A 21,122-nucleotide genomic window follows, 5' to 3' on the forward strand; every position below is an offset into this window, starting at 1 on the left:
CTGAACAGAAACGGGTGAATACTATTACAAGCACTTTCCACCTAAAGGCTAAGTTTCATTTTTTCCTCGATGTTTATTACTTCCCACTTATAAAACGAAGATTTCTGTAAGGTGAAAAGGAGATTTCCTGCATACACTTTTCGAATTCTATTATTTTCATCGTAATCTATCATTAGAAACTCTGCGATTAGCTGTATTTGATCTCCGGTTCCTTCGACTTGTCTAACTGAAAATTCGGGTGATTTTAGATTATTCTTAGCGGCAAATTCAAAATAGGAGCGAATTAATTCAATTTGATCTTGTTCCATTTGCACGTGATTTTGTGCACCATTTGCTATATTGTCTATGACGGTCCTTACTGTATTTTCAGGAGAGTATAGTGTTTTTAGGATAAACCACCCTGCAATAGATATTATGAAAATCGCGATGACTATTCGTATCCTTTTCACTTCGATACCTCCTATATAACAGGTCGAGAGGGTAGGGCTAAGGAGCTAAAATAAGAAATACAAAATTAAAGTGACCACATACAATTGCCATACTTTTATTTTGAACTTGATACAAAACTTTTCCAATACGACAGATAACCATTCGCAACCTTTTAGTAATAGCAAAAAAACTCCCATACCGACAACTAAAGCGAAATCTAGTGGGCTAAGTATACTCTCGATAAAGTTATACACTTTAGTGATTAGCAGGAAAAGCACAAAGACAAGGAAAGAATAGTATGTCACTGAAAAAACCTCCACTATGTTATTACAACGAAAATAGGGAGCACCTAAGCTCCCAGTTTCCTTTGTAATTATCCATGATCTCCTTTGCTGTCTACTTCGTAATATTGAACATCAAGAGATTTTTTTCTCTTATATCAATCCGTCGTCTTCATACCGATTTTCTTCTGACGCGTAGAACAATACGAATTCAAGCGTAGCTCCGATCTCATGCAAAAGTGAGATGACGTTTTCTTTTGCAGTGATCGCAGGCTCTTGACGATTTCTGACATGAGCGTACACGACGATTTCATATGACAGGTTTTGTTCTTCCTTCTGACTGATAAGTGACTCTTTTTCCTCTTTCAACGTGTTTATCATTGCCAGCAGTAATTCCTCTGTATCATCTGTTTCTTCCTCTAACGTTTCGAGATACCATACTGCCTCATCCGACGTCTGTTCCCCTTGTATCCAAGATGCGTGTGAGGAAACTTGAAGAAGTTGTGGGTTCAAGTCCGGTTGCGTGTCAGCCCCTTTGACCAGGAAGGCTACCTTGATACTTGTACCTTGGGGGGCTTTGAGTTCCAAGTTTGGAGGCAGATCGTCAGGGTAGATGATGATGTTTATCATCGCCATGCCTCCGATCTCACTCATAAATTGGATCGTTTCTTGTGTCAGCTTCATTCGAGGGATTTGTCTCTCGTACGCATAGATGAAGAATTCGATTCCATAGATGAGATTATGTTCTTGTTTTAAATCTTGTAAAATTTTTTGTTTCCCGTCTAGCATACGAAGGAGCGGGAGAAGCTGGTTGTTGATATCGAGTGAAGCCTCATATGATGTTGAAATTTCCCAACTCGTATCAGGAGCAGGTATTTTCCCTTGGGTTAATTCCCCTTTTTTTCTTGTCGATGTTGGGATCAGACACAGCTCTTCTGATAATATCTGGGTATCAAACTGATCTTCTGCCAAACACCAAAATTCTGCACTTATACATGTATCTTCATTGTCGTGGGTGGTTAGTGCCACATCCATAATCACCATCACCTCTGTTTTAAGTGTATGGATTAATGTTCAGGTATATTTCTACTCAAAGGGAACATGTCAGCGGCATCGATAATGTCAAAAAACAACTGTATCCATTCATTCCTTCCTTGTTTCTTTTTTCCTAACCAAAGATAGTCATCATATTTGTCTTCATAAATATCATAATGGGAGATATTAGCACCCTTCGGCACATTAGCCTTTTTCAATTTGTGAGCATCCACATTGTTTTTCTTCAAGTATTTGTCATCTAACTTTACCGGGCTGGCAGGTTTGGGATCGCACTCTGCAGTTGGTTGAACATTATTCCATGCAGTGTCTTTATTATCCTGCATCATCATGTTGGAAGGAGCTATTGCGCAGATCCTAGCATTTGCCACCTGTGGCGTACTCGCAAAAATTGTTACAACTAGAACTAATAATAGAAAGCGTGTGAGCCGATTTAATGTTGAGATCATAACTTTTTCAACTCCTATTTTCTGATTTTTTTGATATTTTTCCTTAAAGTCTTTCGATGTTCACCATGCCGATCACACCTCAAATTCCAACCGACTAATCAGTTGTTACTATCAGTGAAGACAACCCTTTATGGTAACACATTCACAACTTTCTTACTTGAAATGGATAATTCGCAAAGCTTGAATTTTTGTTTCTTGCTCATCTGCTAGTCAGTTTCGTTACCTCGCATTTGACAAACTTTACAGTGGATGATTTTTTCCAAATCCAAATGATAATTTTACCATCCCCTTGAATGTACTGATCTAACTACTGACTTAATTCCACGACTTCATCATCCAAGAAATCATTCTTCTCTAAATACATTTGCAACCAGTTGTCCGCGCAATTGTTCCACAATGTTTTTCAAATGATCAATATCGTGATAGGTTACTCCTTCCCGATCTAGGGGTAGCATGATACATTTACTAATAGGAGCTGAAACTGCTCCTCCTGCGGGCGTTCCTTTAACCTGTCGAAGGGGTGGAACGCCCTTTTTAAATGCAATTGCTGCTATAAGTCTCACCCTACTTTCCTTTACCACCGGATTATACACATGCTTTTAGTGGTACCCGTGGCTCCTCTTTTAGAGATGTTCTTAGTTTTCTATTGTTTCGTGGAATATCATTGTCCACCTCCTTATTTTGAATTCACTTACAAATATAACCATAAAATGATATGCAGGTTTTTACCAACTGCAAAAACTGGAATAAAAAAACATCCTGACAGAGGATGTTTCATCAATCTACAATATATTCACAATGACCTATCAGGAAGATGTCGATCCAATCCAATTGCTTCTGTAAATTGATCGAAATGACGATTAGAAAAGCAATAGGAGGTTCATATGTGACTGTACTGTAAACAAAAAAGGACGCGAGAAATCGCGTCCTTAACGCAGGCTTCTTGTTACCTTGTTGGATATGCCCCCTATTAAACCATTGGATACATGACGAAAACGGTACTGAAATATTGATTCCTTAGACTATCCTCTTGTATTACTGGGTCCAAATTTTTAAATTCTTCTGTTTCTAAATCTTCTTCATTTAAGACAACATCTCGCCAAAAACCTAAACCTATCTTAGGAAAAGCGTACCTGTCGCCCCACTTTGCACCTTCATCCCGCGTATAATTTGATATCTTATCGATTTTTTCCGCTAATTGTGTCGCCTTTGTATGAACCACATCGATACCGTAAACAAAACAACTGAATCCTCCGCTAATATTGTGTGTATCTATGGGAACTTCGATGAAACTCACTTTGTTCTCCTCATACTGTATCAAAAATGTCACATATTTCAGCGGCCATTCTTGCTCATGAGCCTTTACTTCTTCCCTAGTCATTCCTAACTTTATGGGGCCAACCCCTATTCCCGGCTCTACGATAATGTCCTCCATCACAATCCCTCCGCCATACTTTTATTTTGAAACTGATACAAAACTTTTCAATACGCTAGATAACCATTCACAACTTTTTAGTAATAGCAAAAAAACTCCCATACCAATCGGTTATCTTCTTTTTCTATCTACTTCGTAATGATCTTGCGGTTGAGAGAACCTTTGGGGGGCTAATTGAGAGAGGATGCAATGAGTTGTTCAACTTCGTTTCTAAGTTCAGAAATATTATGCCCTGAATAACTTTCCTGGAGGAAATAAAGATCACCATGCTGATCTATTGTCTCTGGAGAAACTTGTGAAACCAGAGTGTTCTCGCTATTAATTTTAATCTTTCCTTGAACTGACCCAACTATGTTATAAACGTCATCTTTATCTTCTGTTAAGAAAACAAAATATTTATTTCCTTCTTTCATAGGAATACTTCCTTCAATCCCTACCGATGTTATTCTGGGTTCACCAAGATCATCATTCACTAATTTAGATCCTGGCTTTCCTGCGAAATATTTGGCCGTCTCTCTTTCATCGAATTCCCCTCCAGTTTCCAGTACAGATACTGTATCATCTATCTCTACATCACCTTTATAGACTTTCGTTAATCTTAATTCAGAGACTGTATACACATCTAGTCTTTCATAATTAGGGTTATTTTTTTGAGAAATAACTTCAGCTTCGGCAATGATATCTGCATTTTCAGCGAGACCCTTCACGCTATTAAAGGTCTCCCTAAACCATACTTCACCCGAAACAATTTTATAATCTGTATCGCTGGAATAAAGAAAACTCTGTTTTTTCAAGTCACCTATATAGTAAACAGCAAGTCCTGCAATTGTTATTAAACCAATAGTAGCTAGTGCTATTTTTTTCGTAGATTTTAAATTTTTAATGCTAATCGTTAGTACTCCCCTTTCAACCAAATGATAAATCAGTAGTAGAGGTACATGGCTAACTAGAGGCAACTTCGAAATTATTTTTCCAACTTGTATTCCCATGACCCATTGTCATACTTGATTTTGAAGGACAAGGCTTCCCCATCTTGTCTAATGAATGCAAAATAGCCTTCTTTTAATGTCTCATCCAAAAGAATAGTCGGAATGGAATCGCCGGGCTTAGCGTACTGTTGCATAATTTCGTCATGTATGCTGATAAACGGACCAGCTACATCCTCTTCATACTTTTCTCTCATTGTTTCTATAAGTGCTGTTCTGTTAGTAAATTCGTTGAAAATCCATTTCTTTCCGTTCTCATCAGTTATAGTAGCCATATTTTCCAAATTTTGAGCTTTCATCTCGATTCCCATAGCATGAATTGCCTTTATGTGATTACCTTTTATATACGATTCTATGTCTTCACTCGCGTATAGACTACTACCTACGAAGACAACGCCGACTAAAAAAAGACCAGAAAGAATTACATTTCTTTTTTTCATACTGTTACCTCCTACGTTTTTTTATTCAGGCCAATCGGCTTCGGAAACTCGTTCAGAGATTGCTGTTGTACTATCTTGTATTTTCAATTACTACTTTCCATTGATCATTTTCTTTAATAACTGGAAGAGTTATATCTTCCGAAACATGTTCGTTCGAATAATGAAACGTAACACTCATTTTTTCATCTTCAATCTTTTCTACCGATACGGAATCCATATCTATATCCATCTTTTGAGTACCAAAACTTTCGTACACTTTCTATTTGTCTTTATCATTATCAAAGCGCTCATCAATTGTGTATTCAACCATAGTTGGAGCGTCACCGTTCTCAAGAGCTTCCAAATAGATTTGAACTGTTTCTTTTACTACATTTTCCTCATTAACCGAAGCGTAAGTGTTGGAAGTCCAAATACCGCCAGTAACCATAACAGCCCCAAGCAGTAGGATTGCAGCAACTTTAGCAGACTTTTTCATGCTCTTACCTCCTAATTAATGTGTTTATCTGTATATAATCACATATTTTACCAACTTGATGAATGGTGCTAAAGAACCACTGACACCGAAAGCCGTTTACACCGCTTATCATTGTAAATCCGGGTTTGGCTGGACGTACCCCATGCCCATCAAGCTAAGAACCTGCATTTTGGAATCAAGTGATGAACTCTCTTACTTTCATAAATAGTCGATTTGCATACATGCCGATATACGCATCGGGAATTTCTAACGTTTCCCCTGGTTGTAGACGTTCCATAATGTCTTCCACTGATAGGATGAGGTATTCCGATTTCTTCTTTCGTGAAAAGTAATTTCCTTCGCTTGATGGGTATGGGATCTGCTCACGATATAAAAAAATAAGATATGAACCGAACCTTTTTCCGCTAAAGAGGCAATATAGTGTGTAAGCTGCTTATTCAGAAAACAAATAGAACAATCCGATTCACATTATTTACAACAAAAAAGGAGCGAATTAATTATGAAAAAACGTTTAATTGGTGGAGTGGTTGCTACTGCGATTTTGATTCCAGTTGCAGCATTTGCGGCTTCTGGCGTGATTGACATGCCTACAAGAACACCGATGACTACTGAACAAGTCAAGGTGGATGAGGTTGGAAAATCAACGCTTGAGAAGCTGTATCTCGCATATCCTGAAACAAAATCGTTTGAGATTATCGATGCAAGCAACGTTCAAGGTGATGTATCCAAAGGGAAAAACGTAACCAACATGAAACAAACAAGCATCGTACTACAAGAAAAAGGAGGAACCGGCAAAAAGATTACCCTCCATACAAACGGTATTACGGATGAGATTGAACACGTGATTCAAGAGAATTGGGAGCCTAAGGAGAAGTCACTCATTACGTTAACCGATCAGGAAATCAAGGCGAAGGTAACTGATCTTATTGATAAAATGTATGGCAACGTCGAAACGTACGAGGTTGCTATCGAGCAAATGGAGAATCCAAATCAAAAAACATGGATGTTGAATTACACCAATGAGATGTTCGATAAACCGGTCTTCCAGGTTTTTGTTCAGGACAATACCATTAGTCTTACTAAGATCGTAGGTATTCCTACAGCTGATACACCTTCTGATACACCTTCAAACATTAAAGTAGAAGGCCTATTCTCTAGAAATGGTAAGCCTGATTATACGGCTGATAACTTTTTAAACGATGAAAAACTGTTTGCTTTACTAAAAATCAGCCCGACAGAATTAAAACAAGAATTAGCAAAAGGTAAAACTGTTGTGGAGATTGCAGCATCTAAAAATGTCACGAAACAACAAGTGCTTGATGTGATTGCAGAAACACAGGCTAGAGGACAACTTCAAGGGGATGGAGTAGCGATCACCGAGAAAGCACTGAAAGAAATGATGGAAGCAATTGAACCAAAAGTATTGCCAGTCATTGAACACAAAACGGAAACGGAATGGTAGAAAAACCGAGTCAACTGGGTTACACAAGTAAAGAGAAGAGGCGGGAGAACCGTCTCTTTTTTTATGCAGTAATTTTTCAGAATTCAGACCACAATAAGCCAGGTAGTCTACCTTATTGGACTCGAAGGGTAACATACTTTACTGGACTTTCTTTTGAATCAAACGTAAATCTTAGTAGGTTTCCATTGTTTTCATATTCCAATATAAACGTATGATCACCTGAGTCATCCATAAACTCTCTAGAGGGTTCTCCTAAGTTTCTTTTGATTTCCTCAGGTTTTCCAGTCATTCCAACAGTCTTTGGTTCGGCATTCATTAGGACGACTTTACTCGTATCCTTTACTTCATCAATTGATTTAGCATAGTCTTCGAATTGTAAATTAAAACCCTCATAGTATATGGTGAATCCATACTCAGAATTTCCGCTCTTGACGGGGGTTCCGATTTTATCCAGAACCTCTTTCTTTGTTGCCCCAATGCCTATTAAGACACCTTCTAATTGCCCATTTTTTACTTTCTCCAAAGTGTCCGATTGAGCAGAATTAACAGTAATATCTTCAGTTTTTTCAGATATATTGGAGCAGCCAAGTAAAGTCATTGAACTAAGAACTACAATAAGCAAAGCATTACGACATATTTTAGGCAGATCAACCACACTCCTCATAAAACTTAAATTTGTCAGTAGTAGGATCAACGACTGATTACGATTAGAAATGCAATAGGAACTACTATTAAGATTAAGAGGGTCGAAAATAAATCATTTTTTATGGGCCTTTTCTGTTTAGCACTTTCATACGTCTTCATTCCATAAAACAACGCTGGACAAATGCCAAGTAGGATGGCGAAATTTGTATGCACAGACATAATTAAAACTACTGAAACTAGAATACTAGTAAAAAGAACTAAATATTTATACACCATATCACCCCATTTTAATCGTTTGATAGAAACGTGCATAAAATTAAGGTGCGAAAACAATTTATTCAACGCTACTTTAAATTACGGATATGCAACATATTTTAGGTAAATAGTTTCGGTGTGATCTATACCTTCCTCATCAGTCCAATAAATTTTGAAAACAGGATAGTCACCAAAAAACGATTTTACTTCTTCGTCCGTTACCCCATTCCTAAAATCATTTTTAGTGCTATCCGTGTTAGGTACATCTTGGAAGATGATGATATGACCCTCTTTAAAATTTGGGGTTTGAACACTACCTGCTTGTTGACTTGTTTGGGTTAATTCAGAAATAAATTGAAGCTTCTTAACATCACCATTTCCTAAATACTTAATTTTACCTACAAAACGTGCGCCATTTTCTTTATCGTAAAAAATTTCAGTAACTCCATTCCAATTGTCAGTAGCTCCTTCGTACTTGTAGGACCATTCCTTCTCGGAACAAGCACCGAGTAAAAGAAGTGGGAGAATCAGAAATACTAGTATCGTTTTTTCAAATGTAAACCTCCTATCTCAAAGTATGATTTGAACGTGGCAGTATCAAAATTTTTAGCAAGACCGGGAAGTAACGTTCCCTCAATGTTCTTCTTCTCTGGGAATTAGAAAGATAGTTGTTGTCTCAAAATATAAATACCTCATCTCATCTTCCTGTATTTCAGGGTCCAATTCTTTAAACTCCTCTGAGTGAAAATATTCCTCGTTACGTACATGGTTTCTCCAAAAGGACAGCCCCAATTTAGGGAAAGTGTAGGAGAAGCCAAGAGATGCATCGTTATCTCGAATATATGGTGAAATCTTATCAAGCTCCTCTACAAGCTTACTAGCTTTTGTATTAAATACATCAATATCTCTAAATAGACATGTATAATATTCTTTTACTGTATCTGTGATGTGTATATGAGTAACTTTTCCTTCTGAATCATACTCATATTTGAACAATGAATAAAAAAAACCACATGGGCGTATACATTTTTCCTGATATGTTCGAACACATTGATCTAATTCCTGCTTTGTCATTCCAATTCTAAGTGTGCCGACTGACCGCCCTTCTTCTATTATCAAATTATCCATTATATCCTCCTCCCAAATCTAAAGCGGAGCATGCCCCTTTCTCCAGCAAGCACATAAGAGATTTAAGGCTATGCTCCAAATAAGAAAATCAATTAGTTAACTCCAAAATATTCGTATGCTAAGACAGCTCCGGCAACCAAGTAATCGTTGTATTTGATTGCTAAATTAGGAAATTTACCTTCATCATCAGTTTCATTTCTAAAGCCGTCAACTTCAAATCTCATCAAGCCTTTATAGTCTTCGTTATTCAAATATTCCAACTCTTTTGCACGCCACTCTTTAGAGCTAGTACGATTCCCCCAATTAGGCGTGTCTTCGTGGTCTTGCTTCATCATTCTAATCGCAGGGAAAGAGTCAGTGTTTGAAAAACCTGCTTCTTGTAGTGCTTTATCCGAAACAATGTGGTGTCTTTCCCCACCTAATGGTTTTATACTTTTATATGCACCGACATCAAAATAATATCTTTGCCATTCATATTGAAGTTTTCCACTTTTATTGTCATAGTGCCAGACTGTTCCATCCTCTAGCACAACTATATCAAACTCAAAATAATCAGATACTGCATTTCTGTCTAGCTCCCATTTAAAAACGTTCCCATTCCCTACTTGAAGCGCTCTAAGAGAAGTATTAGCATCAACTACCCATTCTTTACCTTTTTTATTATATTTTCTTAAATCAGCGACTATTGAATCAATCTTATCAAAACCTACGTTAATAATGCTAACAGTAAACGCAGAATCGTTTGCTGCGTAGTACAGATACCAAACGTTAGAAACAGCATTAGTGTCTTTATTACGTTTAATTAGTATATTTTCTTTAATGGTAACGTTGTCTGGTTTAGGTTTTTCCAGACCTAATTCGGTAGCTATCTCTTCCAATTTTTCCTCACTAATGTCAATGTCCCGCAGCGCTTCTGGTTTTTCCAATTCTTCAAGAAATAACTCCTCAGATAAAAGCTCGTATTTCTCACTCCCCCTCTCTATTGTCGCACTGTCGCCCTTCAATAGATGTTCAAATCCTTGATTTCGAATGTACTCCTCAACATCTGGATGTTCTTTTAGGTCTTCCGTATTAATACTCTCTAAAACAGAAGGAGAAGTCTGTTCCTGTGCAACCGCAAAATTAACAAGACTTCCTGTAAGCAATAAAGAGCAAAACAGTAATGGCATTAACTTCTTTAAGTTCATTAAGATTCCTCCCACTATAAATTGTTGTTTTCTCACTTTTACCGACTCGTTCTTGGATTTTTAACCATCGCGGATCATTCTTTTTTCATCATTTTTGATTGAATTACCAGAATGTACTGATCCAACTGCTGGCTTAATTCCACGACCTCAGCATCCAACAAATCTCGCTTCTCTAAATACAATTGCACCAGTTGTCCGCGCAATTGTTCCACAATGTTTTTCAAATGATCAATATCGTGATAGGTTACTCCTTCTCGATCTAGAGGTAGCGTGATACATTTACTTATAGGAGCTGTAACTGCTCCTCCTGCGGGCGTTCCTTTAACCTGTCGACGGGGTGGAACGCCCCTTTTAAATGCAATTGCTGCTATAAGACTCACCCTACTTCCTTTACCGGATTATTCACTTCGTTTTAGTGGCACAAGTGGCTACTCTTTTTAGAGATGTTCTTAGATTTCTATTGATTCATGGAATATCTTCACCTTACGCCTCCTTTATTTTGAGATCTCTTACATAATTAACCACAAATTGATATGCAGGTTTTTACCAACTGCAAAAAATAGAATAAAAAAAACATCCTGGCAGAGGATGTTCATCAATCTACGGCATATTTACAATGACCTAATAGGGTGCTAGCCACCTAACTCGTTTTGGTTACCTACGCTTATTCAAGTTCCCTAACCATCCAAACAATGCTATGTATGTAAGAGCTTCATCATGTCGATTCATCAAATCTGCTAGGGAAAGGTAATATATACTTTCTTCAATCCCTCTCTCGATCCGCCCCTTACCAAACTCATAAATGGCTGTCTGATACCGAAACTGGAGGTGTCGATCTAATCCTATTGCTTCTGTAAATTGATCGAAACTAGCAATCTGCGAAGAAAAGCGATCCAATATCTCATCTACACAAAAATGATAGGTATTTGCTGATTTCATAATAGATTTCATACCAGCAAGTATTTCAATGGTGGGCAGACTTTCAAGATAGTCTACATACTCTTCTATGACGTCTGTATTTCCAGATAACACCTCCAATGTATAGGAGTTCGCCTTTGCCCATACCTTGAATCTTTCTACATCTTTACGTCCTACTTCATCAAGTAATTCAAACCATCCTAAATCAGCGTAACCTTTTACATGCTGCTTCGCCTCTTCATAAAGTCCTTGCATTTCCAGTGCAGCGCCTTTATACAAATGTCCCATTCCGTAATAATAGACAAGATGTCGCTCTGTTTTCAGGGGTTCTCCTTTTCTGTTCCTTTTCAACCTGTCCAATTCATGTATGTAAACAGTTTCTGCGAGAAGCCGTAATTCGTCACCGTACTCCCCTGATTTATTCCACTTTTGCAAAGCATAACAAACCCGTGCTAATTGGAATAAAGCATCGAGTTGGTAGTTCTCTGGAAGCCTATTTCGATACGGGGAAAATCGAATCACACTCTCCCAATTTTCTTCTGCATTTGTCCCGAGCACAACTCGAAATAACCGATACTGACTCATCACAAAGTGGTCTGAATAGCTATCTTTTTCATTCTCAATCACATATTTATAAAAGAGCACCGACTCTTTCCGTTGCCCTTTCTCATATAGTTGCTCTGCAAGGGCAAACAGAATTGAGATATTTTTCGGATTCTCCAGTAATATGGACACAGCAGCCTCTATGCAATCCTTTCTCCCAATCTCCACGCATCGAGCCAAATACGGTATTAACCGTGGGCGCGAAATTCTCTGCTCTGATAAACATTCTTCCGTATACAGTTCATATAACCAACCTGGATCGTGGCCAAATATCTTAGCTAGTACGTCTAACTGACCAATGGTAATGGCACGCGGCGGATTTCCATTTAGTATCTCACTCAAGCTTCCGGGGTTAATGCCCGTTAATTCACCCAGCTTGCTTAATGTGTAGCCATGCTTCCTCCGGCATTTTTCAATTTCTGACCGCAGTGACCGATGCATTGTCTCTTGCAGCCCCCCATAAAGGATCATACTTTCGTCCTTTTTTATATTTTATAATTTTGTCTATTTTACTAAAATTCACTATTTTCTCTTCCTATTAATTCGTCATCCAGCTCGGAACTTTGACTCAGAATTTTTGGCTTACAGCTAAAACCTTCTACAATATATTTACAAGGAACTTTGACGAGATACTAGCCACCTAACTCGTTTTGGTTACCTATTCGCTTATTCAAGTTCCCTAACCATCCAAACAATGCTATGTATGTAAGAGCTTCATCATGTCGATTCATCAAATCTGCTAGGGAAAGGTAATATATACTTTCTTCAATCCCTCTCTCGATCCGCCCCTTACCAAACTCATAAATGGCTGTCTGATACCGAAACTGGAGGTGTCGATCTAAGCCTATTGCTTCTGTAAATTGATCGAAACTAGCAATTTGCGAAGAAAAGCGATCCAATATCTCATCTACACAAAAATGGTAGGTATTTGCTGATTTCATAATAGAAATCATACCAGCAAGTAATTCGTTGGTGGGCAGACTTTCAAGATAGTCTACATACTCTTCTAAGACGTCTGTATTCCCAGATAACACCTCCAATGTATAGGAGTTCGCCTTTGCCCATACCTTGAATCTCTCTACCTCTTTACGTCCGTCTTCATCAAGTAATTCAAACCATCCTAAATCAGCGTAAACTCGCACATATTGCTTCGCCTCTTCATACAGTCCTTGCATTTCCAGTGCTGCACCTTTATATAAATGTCCCATTCCGTAATAATAGACAAGAGGGCGCTCTGGTTTCAGGGGTTCCCCTTTTTTGTTTCTTTTCAACCTGTCCAATTCATGCATGTGAACAGTTTCTGCAAGAAGCCGTAACTCGTCACCGTACTCTCCTGATTTGTTCCACTTTTGCAAAGCAAAACAGACCCGTGCTAATTGGAATAAAGCATCGAGTTGGTAGTTCTCTGGCAGCCTATTTCGATATGGAGAAAACCGAATCACATTCTCCCAATTTTCTTCTGCATTTGTCCCAAGTACAGCACGAAATAACCGATACTGACTCATTACAAAGTGGTCAGAATAGCTATCTTTCTCATTCTCAATGACATATTCATAAAAGGGCACTGACTCTTTCAGTTGCCCTTTCTCATATAGCTGTTCTGCAAGGGCAAACAGAATCAAGATGTTTTTCGGATTCTCTAACAATATGGAAACAACAGTCTCTATGCAATCCTTTCTCCCAACCTCCACGCATCGAACCAAATACGGTATTAATCGTGGGCGCGAAATTCTCTGCTCTGACAAACATTCTTCCGGGTATAATTCATATAACCAACCCTGCTCGTGTCCAAATACCTTGGCGAACGCATCTAATTGCCCTATGGTCATAGCCCGCGGCGGATTTCCATTAAGAATCTCACTCAAGCTACCAGGGTTAATGCCTGTTAATTCACTTAGCTTGCTTAATGTATAACCGTGCTTTCTCCGGCATTTTTCAATTTCTGACCGCAGCGACCGATGCATTGTCCCTTGCAGCCCCCCATAAAGAATCATCCCTTGGACCCGTCCTCCATTTTACTATTTTTTTAATATATACCATTTGGCCTTCCTATCAATTCGTAATCCAGTTCGAAATTATGATTTAAATATGTAAAGAGTTGGCAATTACCTAGATAGATAATAGTTTAATGGAGGGTTTTGGAGGCCTTGAGGTGTGCGAAGGACTTACTTTTCTGTTTTTAGTCTATTTTGTGCAATGACAATATATTTATCCAATTGTTGGCTTACAGCCAAAACTTTATCATGTGAGAGACCGTACTTTCCCGCCAACTCCATCATTTCCCGTCGTAGCTGTTCGATTCTATTATCCAACTCTAAGTGGCAACCGATTTCCTTTACCATGCCCCGGATCGTACACTTACTTTTAGGGGCTGATGCTGCGCCTCTTTTGGGGGAGTTTCCAGGGTGAAAAGAAACATCCCTATCTAAAATATTTGCGATAGCAGTAATATCCAACGCCCCCTCTCTTTTACAATTTATTACATATAATTACTATACAGGGATGTGCAGAAATTAACCGACTAAGAAAAATTGAATAGAAAAAAACATCCCATCGATGGGATGTTTCCTGGGTACGAACTATTTAGCCACCTATTCCATGACCATAATTAGCGACTACTACATCGTTTGCTATCTTTGCTGGTTCACTTACAACATTGACACCCAAACCCAAAACGAGAGCAAGTGAGAGTAAAATCCCCTTCATCACTATACAGCTCCTTTCGTAAGGATAGTTTGATACTTGCCTTTCTGTTGATCAGATGCATATTGCAGATGCATCCAAAACAGCGCTGTGCATTTTTTGAAGTTATCGTAATCTTTCATGGTATCAGACAGGGAAAGGCATCGAAGCGTTTCATTAAGCCCCTCTGCATACTTCCCTCTTTTAAACAAGTAAATCGCCATTTCATTACGAAACTGCATATGTTCGCTCATGCCGATAGCGTCCTGACGATCCTCAAAACGATCAATATGTTCTGCAAACTGCTCAAATATCGAATCGACTGAAAAACTGTATTGGTTGGCTGCACTCACAATCGTTACTAAACCTGAAAGGACCTCTTTCGGATGTTCAGAAAGGAAATGAATATAATCAGGGATGACATCACTATTCCCCATAAGGATGTTCAGTGTGTACAAATTCGCTGTCGCCCATGCTCGAAACTTCTGCACTTCGATTTGTCCAATTTCGTCCAGGAGTTCAAACCAGCTTAAATCAGCGTATCCATCAACATATCGCTTCGCTTCTTCGTACATCTCCTGTTTTTCTAATGCTATACTTTTAATGAGAAATGCTTGTCCATAGTACACAACCAAATGACGTTCAGTTGAAAGCATATCACTGGCCTTGTTGCTTCTTCGTCTACGCAACTCATCCTCATAGATAATAGTAGCCAATTCTCTTAATTCATCGGCATATTTATCCATTTCTCTCCATTTGTGGATAGTATAACAAACATTTGCCAATTGTAGTAGTGCATCTAACTGGTTATTTTCCGGTAGGCGTCTTCGATACGGATCAAATCGAATGACAGCCTTCCAATTTTCTTCAGAATTCGTACCTTGCACTACTACTCGAAAAAGTCTGTACTGACTCATCACAAATTGGTTAGAGTAACTATCTTTTTCGTTTTCAATCACGTATTCATAGAAAGGTACTGACTGTTTCTGTTTCCCTTCCTCATATAGCTGCTCTGCTACGGCAAAGAGGGTCGAGATATTCTTTGGATTCTCCAACAATTTAGGAACAACCTCATCTATACAATCCTGCCGCCCAACCTCCGCACATCGAATCAAATAAGGTATCAACCGAGGGCGCGATATTCGCCCCTCTGTTATGCATTCTTCCGTATACAATTCGTACAACCAACCTGGCTCGCGACCAAACACCGCCGCTAGCGCATCTAATTGACCAATGGTCATAGCCCGCGGTGGATTTCCGTTCAAGATTTCGCTTAAACTCCCATGGTTGATTCCCGTTAATTCACCTAATTTACTCAAGGTATAGCCGCACTCTCTACGGTGTCTTTCAATTTCTGACCGCAGCGACCAGTGCATTGTCCCTTGCAGCCCCCCCATAAAGAATCAACCCCTAAATTTTTCCTTTATTTTACAATAAAATATATTTTTTTGAAAGATTTTTCTTTACAATTCTTCATATTTTAGTAAAGTAGTTCGTCACTTTCCGCACAAATCCTCCAATGTCTTACAGGTGTTTGCACGTCGTGACAATTACGTCTTCTTGAATCGTTCAAGCGAATACAGCCGCGTAGGAAGAAGTGGATTTCCAGTCCTAGCGCCTCTGGAGCCCTACCCAGCTCCGAAATAAATAGCGGGGGTTTTCAGCTTCAACCTCTGAAAAAACATCCTCGAAACTCTACTTTTGAAGCGCTCCCGCTATTTATTTCGGAGCGAACAGTACCCGCCCCCAGCAGGGCGTAGGCCGAAGCGTAGACTGGAAATCCGCTTCTTCCCTCCACTACGGCTACTCTATCCACCTTGTAAAAAAAGCTCCGCCAAAACATCTGGCGAAGCTTTCATTTTCATACTGTGCTTATGGCATAGCTACTTTCATAACCGCACGAACGGAATCTGCGGATTTATCCAATGCTGCCTTCTCAGCAGCAGTCAGATCCAGCTCGATGACTTGCTCGATACCGTTTCCACCCAAGAGAGTTGGTACGCCCAGGTAGATATCGTTGTAGCCATACTCGCCTTGGAGTAAAGCGATGGATGGCAGGATGCGCTTCTGGTCTTTCAAGATCGCTTCTGCCATTTCTACCAGAGCTGCCGCAGGTGCATAGTAAGCAGAACCGTTACCCAAGAGAGCTACGATCTCGCCGCCGCCTTTGCGTGTACGCTCAACGATAGCATCCAGACGATCTTGTGGGATCAATTTTTCGAGTGGGATACCGCCAGCGTAGGAGTAACGCAAGAGTGGTACCATGTCGTCACCGTGACCGCCCAATACGAAGCCTGTTACGTCATTTACGGATACATTCAGTTCCATCGCTACGAACGTACGGAAGCGAGCTGTATCGAGTACGCCGGATTGACCGATTACGCGGTGTTTCGGGAAGCCGGACGTTTTGTAGAATGTATAGGTCATCGCATCTACCGGGTTGGACAGGATGAGTACGATGGAGTTTGGTGCATATGTTTTCACTTGCTCAGCAACAGAGCGCATAATGGCTGCATTCGTTGCTACCAAGTCGTCTCGGGACATACCTGGCTTGCGGGCAATCCCTGCTGTAATGATTACGATATCGGAGCCTTCGATGTCTTTGTAGTCAGAAGTACCTATAATGCTAGCATCGAAGCCGAGAACTGGGGAAGCTTCCATCATGTCGAGTGCTTTACCCTTTGTTGGGTTTTCCAATTGCGGGATATCGACCAAAACGATGTCAGCCAGCTCTTTTTGCGCCATGATGAACGCAGTTGTCGCTCCAGTAAAACCACTACCGATTACGGCTACTTTTTTTCTGCGGAATGTCATGTAGAATCCTCCTCGTCGTCATTGGTTCTATTACAAGACTAGTTTTACACCACTTGCTTTTTGCTCCAACATTTTGGAGAGGATTGTCCCGATGTGGGCACCCGCCTCAACCGGAGATGTACCTTGACGATGAATATTCGAGATCACTGTACGCTCTGATTCTACCATACCTTTGCGTGGACGGTAGCACATGTACGCACTCATGGAATGCGCCGTAACCAATCCTGGACGTTCTCCGATCAGGAGCACCAATACTTCTGGCTCCAAAATCTCGCCGACGTGATCCATGCTGGCTACGCGTCCGCCTTTGATAAAAAACGGAGTGCCGCAGGTCAGTCCGTAGCTTTTCAGAGAGTCCATCAGGGATGGAAGCACGTCTTTCAGGTTTGCATCCACCGCAGCGGCACTCAAGCCGTCTGAAACGACGATTTGTACCTGCGGCTTCTTTTGACCGCGCTCTTGCAGCAAGCGCACGCCTTCCTCAGTGAGGATACGCCCCATATCCGGACGCTTCAAATAGTTTTCGGTGTTGTCATACTGTGTTTCCACTGTGAACAAGGAGTACTGATCGAGTACCGCTTGACTGACTTCACCGTATACAGCATCTACAGCCGCAGCATGGTCGCGACGCAATTCGAGCATCGTTTTGGTCAAAGGTCTCACACCTGTACGCCAAACTCCGATGCGCGCTGGCGTGCTGGACAGCAATTCATCCAAGCCTTCCTTGTACTTCGGATTCGGTACATGTGTGGTTCTCTCTGGTTCTGTTGATGGGGCAGGCTGCTCGTTCACTACAGGAGTCGGTGTCGGTGCGGCTGTCGCATTCGCTACTGGCTCTGCCTTTGGCTCCGATCTCAGTTGAATCAAGCCCGTCTCTGCTTTCGGTGACGGAGCTTGTTCTGTGGCCTCACCCAGCTTCTTTTGCAGCTCTGCTACTACTTTATCTACCAAGAAATCTAATTGTTGTTCCATCCTTCTTTCACCTCCTGATCTTACATGAAGATTGTCGGATCGCCTGCTTTTGCAGTCAGCCTACCGTTTTCCATGATGCCCATTTTCTCCAGCCATTTTTCAAAATCAGGCGCAGGTCGCAGTCCCATTACTTCACGGAATGCCGCAATATCATGGAAGCTCGTCGATTGATAGTTGAGCATGACATCGTCAGCCATCGCTACGCCGATGACAAAGTTAACGCCTGCCGACGAGAGCAAAATACCGAGATTGTCCATGTCGTTTTGATCGACCTTCATGTGGTTCGTGTAGCATACGTCACAGCCCATCGGCAAACCGTGCATTTTGCCCATGTAATGGTCTTCTAGTCCAGCACGGATCACTTGGCGGCTGTCGTACAAATACTCAGGTCCAATGAAGCCAACTACCGTGTTCACGATAAACGGATTGTACTTGCGAGCAAGTCCGTAGCAGCGCGCTTCCATTGTTACCTGGTCCATGCCGTGATGCGCCTCGGCAGACAGCTCAGAGCCTTGGCCTGTCTCGAAATACCAGAAGTTCGGTCCGTAGGAAGTGCCTTGTTTGCGCATCAGCTCATCTGCTTCATCCAACAGTGCTACATCAATACCAAATGCATTGTTTCCTTTTTCACTACCCGCCAAACTTTGGAAAATCAAGTCTGCTGGTGCCCCATTACGAATTGCACGCATTTGCGTGGATACGTGTGCCAATACGCAGTTTTGCGTCGGGATATCAAACTTGGTCATCACGTCTTTGGTCATGTTCAAAATATCCTTCACGCTGTCCGCTGTATCGATAACCGGGTTGATCCCGATTACCGCATCGCCGATTCCGTAGCTCAATCCTTCGTACAGGGATGCTTTGATGCCTTGTACGTTATCGGATGGATGGTTCGGCTGTACACGAGAAGCCAATACGCCCTTATGACCGATTGCCGTGTTGGCATGCGTCACAACTTTAATCTTGGAAGCAGCCGTGATCAAGTCCAGATTGCTCATGAGCTTGGCAGTCGCTGCGATCATCTCACTGGACAAGCCGCGGCTGATTCGCTTGAGTTCATTATCGCCTGCTTGATGGCTCAAAATGTACTCGCGCAGCTCAGCTACACTCCAGTTTTTGATTTCGCTGTAAATCTTTTCGTTGATGCCTTCTTCGATCACACGCGATACTTCGTCTTCTTCTGCCGGAACCATCGGATTGTTGCGGATATCCGCCAATGTCAGATCAGCCAAAACTTGCTTGGCAGCTACACGTTCCCGGGAATCAGCAGCGGCGATACCAGCCAGCTGGTCGCCTGATTTATCTTCATTAGCCTTCGCGAAAATCTCTTTCAAATCGCGAAATTGATAGGTCTGTCCAAGCACAGTCGTTTTCGTGTTCATCACGTCCACCCCTTCTTACGTTACGGCCTTTCATCAAACGCGAGTGTTTTGACGACGACGGGAATGATCGTTCCCGAGATCGGCTCACCCAGATCGATGTAATCGCCGTATTCCACACGCACCTGATCGATGCAAATGATTTCCGGTGCCCCTTTGCAACGCAGCGCCAAGGCCTGCCCGAGCGCTTTCGCCATATCTGTTTCACAGATCACGACCATGGTTTGACTCTCGGGGAAAGTGGCCCGGTATTGCTCCGACAGCTCCTGGGACAGCGTCTGCAACAGAGCGTACGAGCAGTACCCGATGCCGGAGATCGCGAGTGCGAAAGGAATCCCTGTCGTTTTTTCAAACAGACGCTCACCCAGTTGGTAGATCGAAGCCACTTCCTGTCGCAGTCGTGTGGCATCCGCCAATTGTTCCTCGGTAAGCTCCAGCTTGAGAATCGGAATATTTTTGATCGGCAACAGCTCCGGCTTGATATGCACGGTTGAGCCACTAATCTCCGTACTCTGCATCCCCGCGCCAATTACCGTTGCCCGTACCGTTTGATCCGGGTCTAGCCACTGTACCGGATACGTTCCTTTTTCGCGCTCCTGCTGGAGTACATATCCGAGCAGTGGGCCAAAATCGCCATATCGGCTCGTATCCGAAATATTTTGGACGGGAGGTCCGCTCATGAGCAGACCCACACCGCCTGAGACAGTCAATTCAGCAACAGGGATAGAATCGCGCAAATGCGGTCCCACTACGAGCAAGCCTGATACTTGGCGCTCTTTGCCCGTCAAATAATCGAGCATGCTGCGTCCCAACTGTTCAGCAACCTCTGTGAGCTGCGCGAATCCGATTTCCTGCCCGACTTGAATATACAGTCCTTTTGCCGACAGCCATTGTTGAATGTTCGGCGACACATATTGAACGACACCTTGCGGACTGAGACGGATCAGCCTTCCTCCTACGTGGAACGTAACCGTCGCAATCGCTCTGCCACGTTGGAAGTAGGCTGCATTCGCTGTTCCTCCGCCAATATCGACATTGACGATTACACCCTGCATGGCTTGCGAGCGTTTTTCTGCGCCAGCGCCCTTGCCCGCCAGCACGCCTTCGAGGTCAGCACCTGCTGTCGCAACCACGAAATCCCCGGAGCGTTCAGCCAGCAGATGAACGATATGCTGTGCGTTCTTTTTGCTGGCTGTTTCTCCGGTAATGATGACCGCCCCGGACTTGATTTGAGACAAGCTGATTTGTGCCTTGTCGTACTCGGCTGCAAGAATCGATCCGATTCCGTCAGCGTCGATTTCATCAAATCCGATGAGCGGTGTGGAATGTACTTCACTCGCATACAGCAATTGTCGCTCCACGATCTGATAACGCGGCAGCGAAAACGTGCTGGACATGCGACCTAATCGCAATCGGCTTACGATCATTTTGGTCGTGCTTGTTCCCACATCGATCCCGACGCTTTGGATCCATTGTTCGTCCATATGAACCTCCTTGAACCATTGGCGTGTCAGACGGGCCTTACGAAA

At 41.7% G+C, this 21,122-nt stretch carries 20 protein-coding genes; 1 reads left to right on the top strand and 19 read right to left on the bottom strand.

Annotation, left to right across the window (positions count from 1 at the left end; translation table 11 throughout):
* Positions 1-41: 41 nt before the first annotated feature.
* From PMI05_RS08595 to PMI05_RS31315, 7 genes are all read right to left on the bottom strand, one after another.
* Positions 42-449 carry a hypothetical protein gene (locus PMI05_RS08595; RefSeq protein ID WP_007720064.1) on the bottom strand — a complete coding sequence of 136 codons (408 nt, stop codon included), beginning with the start codon at positions 447-449 and terminating at the stop codon, positions 42-44.
* Positions 450-863: 414 nt separating this feature from the next.
* Positions 864-1,745, bottom strand: coding sequence for a DUF4279 domain-containing protein (locus PMI05_RS08605; RefSeq protein ID WP_007720066.1), 882 nt, complete (start codon positions 1,743-1,745; stop codon positions 864-866).
* A 32-nt stretch (positions 1,746-1,777) separates the two neighbouring features.
* Positions 1,778-2,212 (bottom strand): hypothetical protein, encoded by a 435-nt coding sequence (locus PMI05_RS08610; RefSeq protein WP_007720067.1) that lies wholly within the window; start codon positions 2,210-2,212, stop codon positions 1,778-1,780.
* 970 nt (positions 2,213-3,182) lie between these two features.
* Positions 3,183-3,647 carry a hypothetical protein gene (locus PMI05_RS08620; protein WP_007720069.1) on the bottom strand — a complete coding sequence of 155 codons (465 nt, stop codon included), beginning with the start codon at positions 3,645-3,647 and terminating at the stop codon, positions 3,183-3,185.
* 170 nt (positions 3,648-3,817) lie between these two features.
* A complete protein-coding gene (locus tag PMI05_RS08625) occupies positions 3,818-4,636 on the bottom strand; it encodes a hypothetical protein (RefSeq protein ID WP_007720071.1) in 819 nt (272 codons plus the stop codon).
* Positions 4,612-5,073 carry a hypothetical protein gene (locus PMI05_RS08630; RefSeq protein WP_007720072.1) on the bottom strand — a complete coding sequence of 154 codons (462 nt, stop codon included), beginning with the start codon at positions 5,071-5,073 and terminating at the stop codon, positions 4,612-4,614. Before PMI05_RS08630 ends, PMI05_RS08625 begins: the two co-directional genes overlap by 25 nt.
* 259 nt (positions 5,074-5,332) lie before the next feature.
* Positions 5,333-5,548 carry a hypothetical protein gene (locus tag PMI05_RS31315; protein ID WP_007720074.1) on the bottom strand — a complete coding sequence of 72 codons (216 nt, stop codon included), beginning with the start codon at positions 5,546-5,548 and terminating at the stop codon, positions 5,333-5,335.
* Positions 5,549-6,047: 499 nt separating this feature from the next.
* Here PMI05_RS31315 and PMI05_RS08640 point away from each other — a divergent pair, with 499 nt between their 5' ends.
* The gene (locus PMI05_RS08640) at positions 6,048-7,010 is read left to right on the top strand and encodes a hypothetical protein (protein ID WP_007720075.1); all 963 of its coding nucleotides are present in this window, start codon (positions 6,048-6,050) and stop codon (positions 7,008-7,010) included.
* A 112-nt stretch (positions 7,011-7,122) separates the two neighbouring features.
* Here PMI05_RS08640 and PMI05_RS08645 read toward each other — a convergent pair whose 3' ends face one another.
* The 12 genes from PMI05_RS08645 to PMI05_RS08700 all read right to left on the bottom strand — a co-directional run bounded on the left by PMI05_RS08645 (position 7,123) and on the right by PMI05_RS08700 (position 21,077).
* Complete coding sequence (locus PMI05_RS08645; RefSeq protein ID WP_007720076.1) at positions 7,123-7,674, bottom strand: YjgB family protein; 552 nt, start codon at positions 7,672-7,674, stop codon at positions 7,123-7,125.
* 869 nt (positions 7,675-8,543) lie between these two features.
* Positions 8,544-9,038: a hypothetical protein gene (locus PMI05_RS08650; protein WP_007720077.1), complete on the bottom strand. Its 495-nt coding sequence runs from the start codon at positions 9,036-9,038 to the stop codon at positions 8,544-8,546.
* Between the two features lie 92 nt (positions 9,039-9,130).
* Positions 9,131-10,225 carry a hypothetical protein gene (locus tag PMI05_RS08655; RefSeq protein ID WP_007720079.1) on the bottom strand — a complete coding sequence of 365 codons (1,095 nt, stop codon included), beginning with the start codon at positions 10,223-10,225 and terminating at the stop codon, positions 9,131-9,133.
* A gap of 74 nt (positions 10,226-10,299) precedes the next feature.
* Entirely contained in the window at positions 10,300-10,449 is a 150-nt protein-coding gene (locus PMI05_RS31320; RefSeq protein ID WP_238543269.1) for an aspartyl-phosphate phosphatase Spo0E family protein, read from the bottom strand.
* A gap of 430 nt (positions 10,450-10,879) precedes the next feature.
* Complete coding sequence (locus PMI05_RS08665; protein ID WP_238543270.1) at positions 10,880-12,187, bottom strand: helix-turn-helix transcriptional regulator; 1,308 nt, start codon at positions 12,185-12,187, stop codon at positions 10,880-10,882.
* Between the two features lie 191 nt (positions 12,188-12,378).
* Complete coding sequence (locus PMI05_RS08670) at positions 12,379-13,740, bottom strand: helix-turn-helix transcriptional regulator (RefSeq protein WP_007720082.1); 1,362 nt, start codon at positions 13,738-13,740, stop codon at positions 12,379-12,381.
* A gap of 171 nt (positions 13,741-13,911) precedes the next feature.
* Positions 13,912-14,202, bottom strand: coding sequence for an aspartyl-phosphate phosphatase Spo0E family protein (locus PMI05_RS08675; RefSeq protein WP_007720084.1), 291 nt, complete (start codon positions 14,200-14,202; stop codon positions 13,912-13,914).
* 252 nt (positions 14,203-14,454) lie between these two features.
* Positions 14,455-15,825, bottom strand: coding sequence for a helix-turn-helix transcriptional regulator (locus tag PMI05_RS08680; protein WP_007720088.1), 1,371 nt, complete (start codon positions 15,823-15,825; stop codon positions 14,455-14,457).
* A 475-nt stretch (positions 15,826-16,300) separates the two neighbouring features.
* A complete protein-coding gene (gene mdh / locus PMI05_RS08685; protein WP_007720089.1) occupies positions 16,301-17,242 on the bottom strand; it encodes a malate dehydrogenase in 942 nt (313 codons plus the stop codon).
* Between the two features lie 30 nt (positions 17,243-17,272).
* Complete coding sequence (gene eutC, locus PMI05_RS08690; protein WP_007720090.1) at positions 17,273-18,214, bottom strand: ethanolamine ammonia-lyase subunit EutC; 942 nt, start codon at positions 18,212-18,214, stop codon at positions 17,273-17,275.
* Positions 18,215-18,234: 20 nt separating this feature from the next.
* Positions 18,235-19,596 (bottom strand): ethanolamine ammonia-lyase subunit EutB, encoded by a 1,362-nt coding sequence (locus tag PMI05_RS08695; protein WP_007720091.1) that lies wholly within the window; start codon positions 19,594-19,596, stop codon positions 18,235-18,237.
* A gap of 20 nt (positions 19,597-19,616) precedes the next feature.
* Positions 19,617-21,077 (bottom strand): ethanolamine ammonia-lyase reactivating factor EutA, encoded by a 1,461-nt coding sequence (locus tag PMI05_RS08700; protein WP_007720092.1) that lies wholly within the window; start codon positions 21,075-21,077, stop codon positions 19,617-19,619.
* Positions 21,078-21,122 lie beyond the last annotated feature (45 nt).

The sequence above is a fragment of the Brevibacillus sp. BC25 genome, from assembly GCF_000282075.1.
GTDB lineage: Bacteria > Bacillota > Bacilli > Brevibacillales > Brevibacillaceae > Brevibacillus.

Coding starts and splice junctions, on each gene's coding strand:
- PMI05_RS08605 (WP_007720066.1), bottom strand. CDS start 1,745: ATGGATGTGGCACTAACCACCCACGACAATGAAGATACATGTATAAGT.
- PMI05_RS08610 (WP_007720067.1), bottom strand. CDS start 2,212: ATGATCTCAACATTAAATCGGCTCACACGCTTTCTATTATTAGTTCTA.
- PMI05_RS08620 (WP_007720069.1), bottom strand. CDS start 3,647: ATGGAGGACATTATCGTAGAGCCGGGAATAGGGGTTGGCCCCATAAAG.
- PMI05_RS08625 (WP_007720071.1), bottom strand. CDS start 4,636: ATGGGAATACAAGTTGGAAAAATAATTTCGAAGTTGCCTCTAGTTAGC.
- PMI05_RS08630 (WP_007720072.1), bottom strand. CDS start 5,073: ATGAAAAAAAGAAATGTAATTCTTTCTGGTCTTTTTTTAGTCGGCGTT.
- PMI05_RS31315 (WP_007720074.1), bottom strand. CDS start 5,548: ATGAAAAAGTCTGCTAAAGTTGCTGCAATCCTACTGCTTGGGGCTGTT.
- PMI05_RS08640 (WP_007720075.1), top strand. CDS start 6,048: ATGAAAAAACGTTTAATTGGTGGAGTGGTTGCTACTGCGATTTTGATT.
- PMI05_RS08645 (WP_007720076.1), bottom strand. CDS start 7,674: ATGAGGAGTGTGGTTGATCTGCCTAAAATATGTCGTAATGCTTTGCTT.
- PMI05_RS08650 (WP_007720077.1), bottom strand. CDS start 9,038: ATGGATAATTTGATAATAGAAGAAGGGCGGTCAGTCGGCACACTTAGA.
- PMI05_RS08655 (WP_007720079.1), bottom strand. CDS start 10,225: ATGAACTTAAAGAAGTTAATGCCATTACTGTTTTGCTCTTTATTGCTT.
- PMI05_RS08665 (WP_238543270.1), bottom strand. CDS start 12,187: ATGCATCGGTCACTGCGGTCAGAAATTGAAAAATGCCGGAGGAAGCAT.
- PMI05_RS08670 (WP_007720082.1), bottom strand. CDS start 13,740: ATGATTCTTTATGGGGGGCTGCAAGGGACAATGCATCGGTCGCTGCGG.
- PMI05_RS08680 (WP_007720088.1), bottom strand. CDS start 15,825: ATGGGGGGGCTGCAAGGGACAATGCACTGGTCGCTGCGGTCAGAAATT.
- mdh (WP_007720089.1), bottom strand. CDS start 17,242: ATGACATTCCGCAGAAAAAAAGTAGCCGTAATCGGTAGTGGTTTTACT.
- eutC (WP_007720090.1), bottom strand. CDS start 18,214: ATGGAACAACAATTAGATTTCTTGGTAGATAAAGTAGTAGCAGAGCTG.
- PMI05_RS08695 (WP_007720091.1), bottom strand. CDS start 19,596: ATGAACACGAAAACGACTGTGCTTGGACAGACCTATCAATTTCGCGAT.
- PMI05_RS08700 (WP_007720092.1), bottom strand. CDS start 21,077: ATGGACGAACAATGGATCCAAAGCGTCGGGATCGATGTGGGAACAAGC.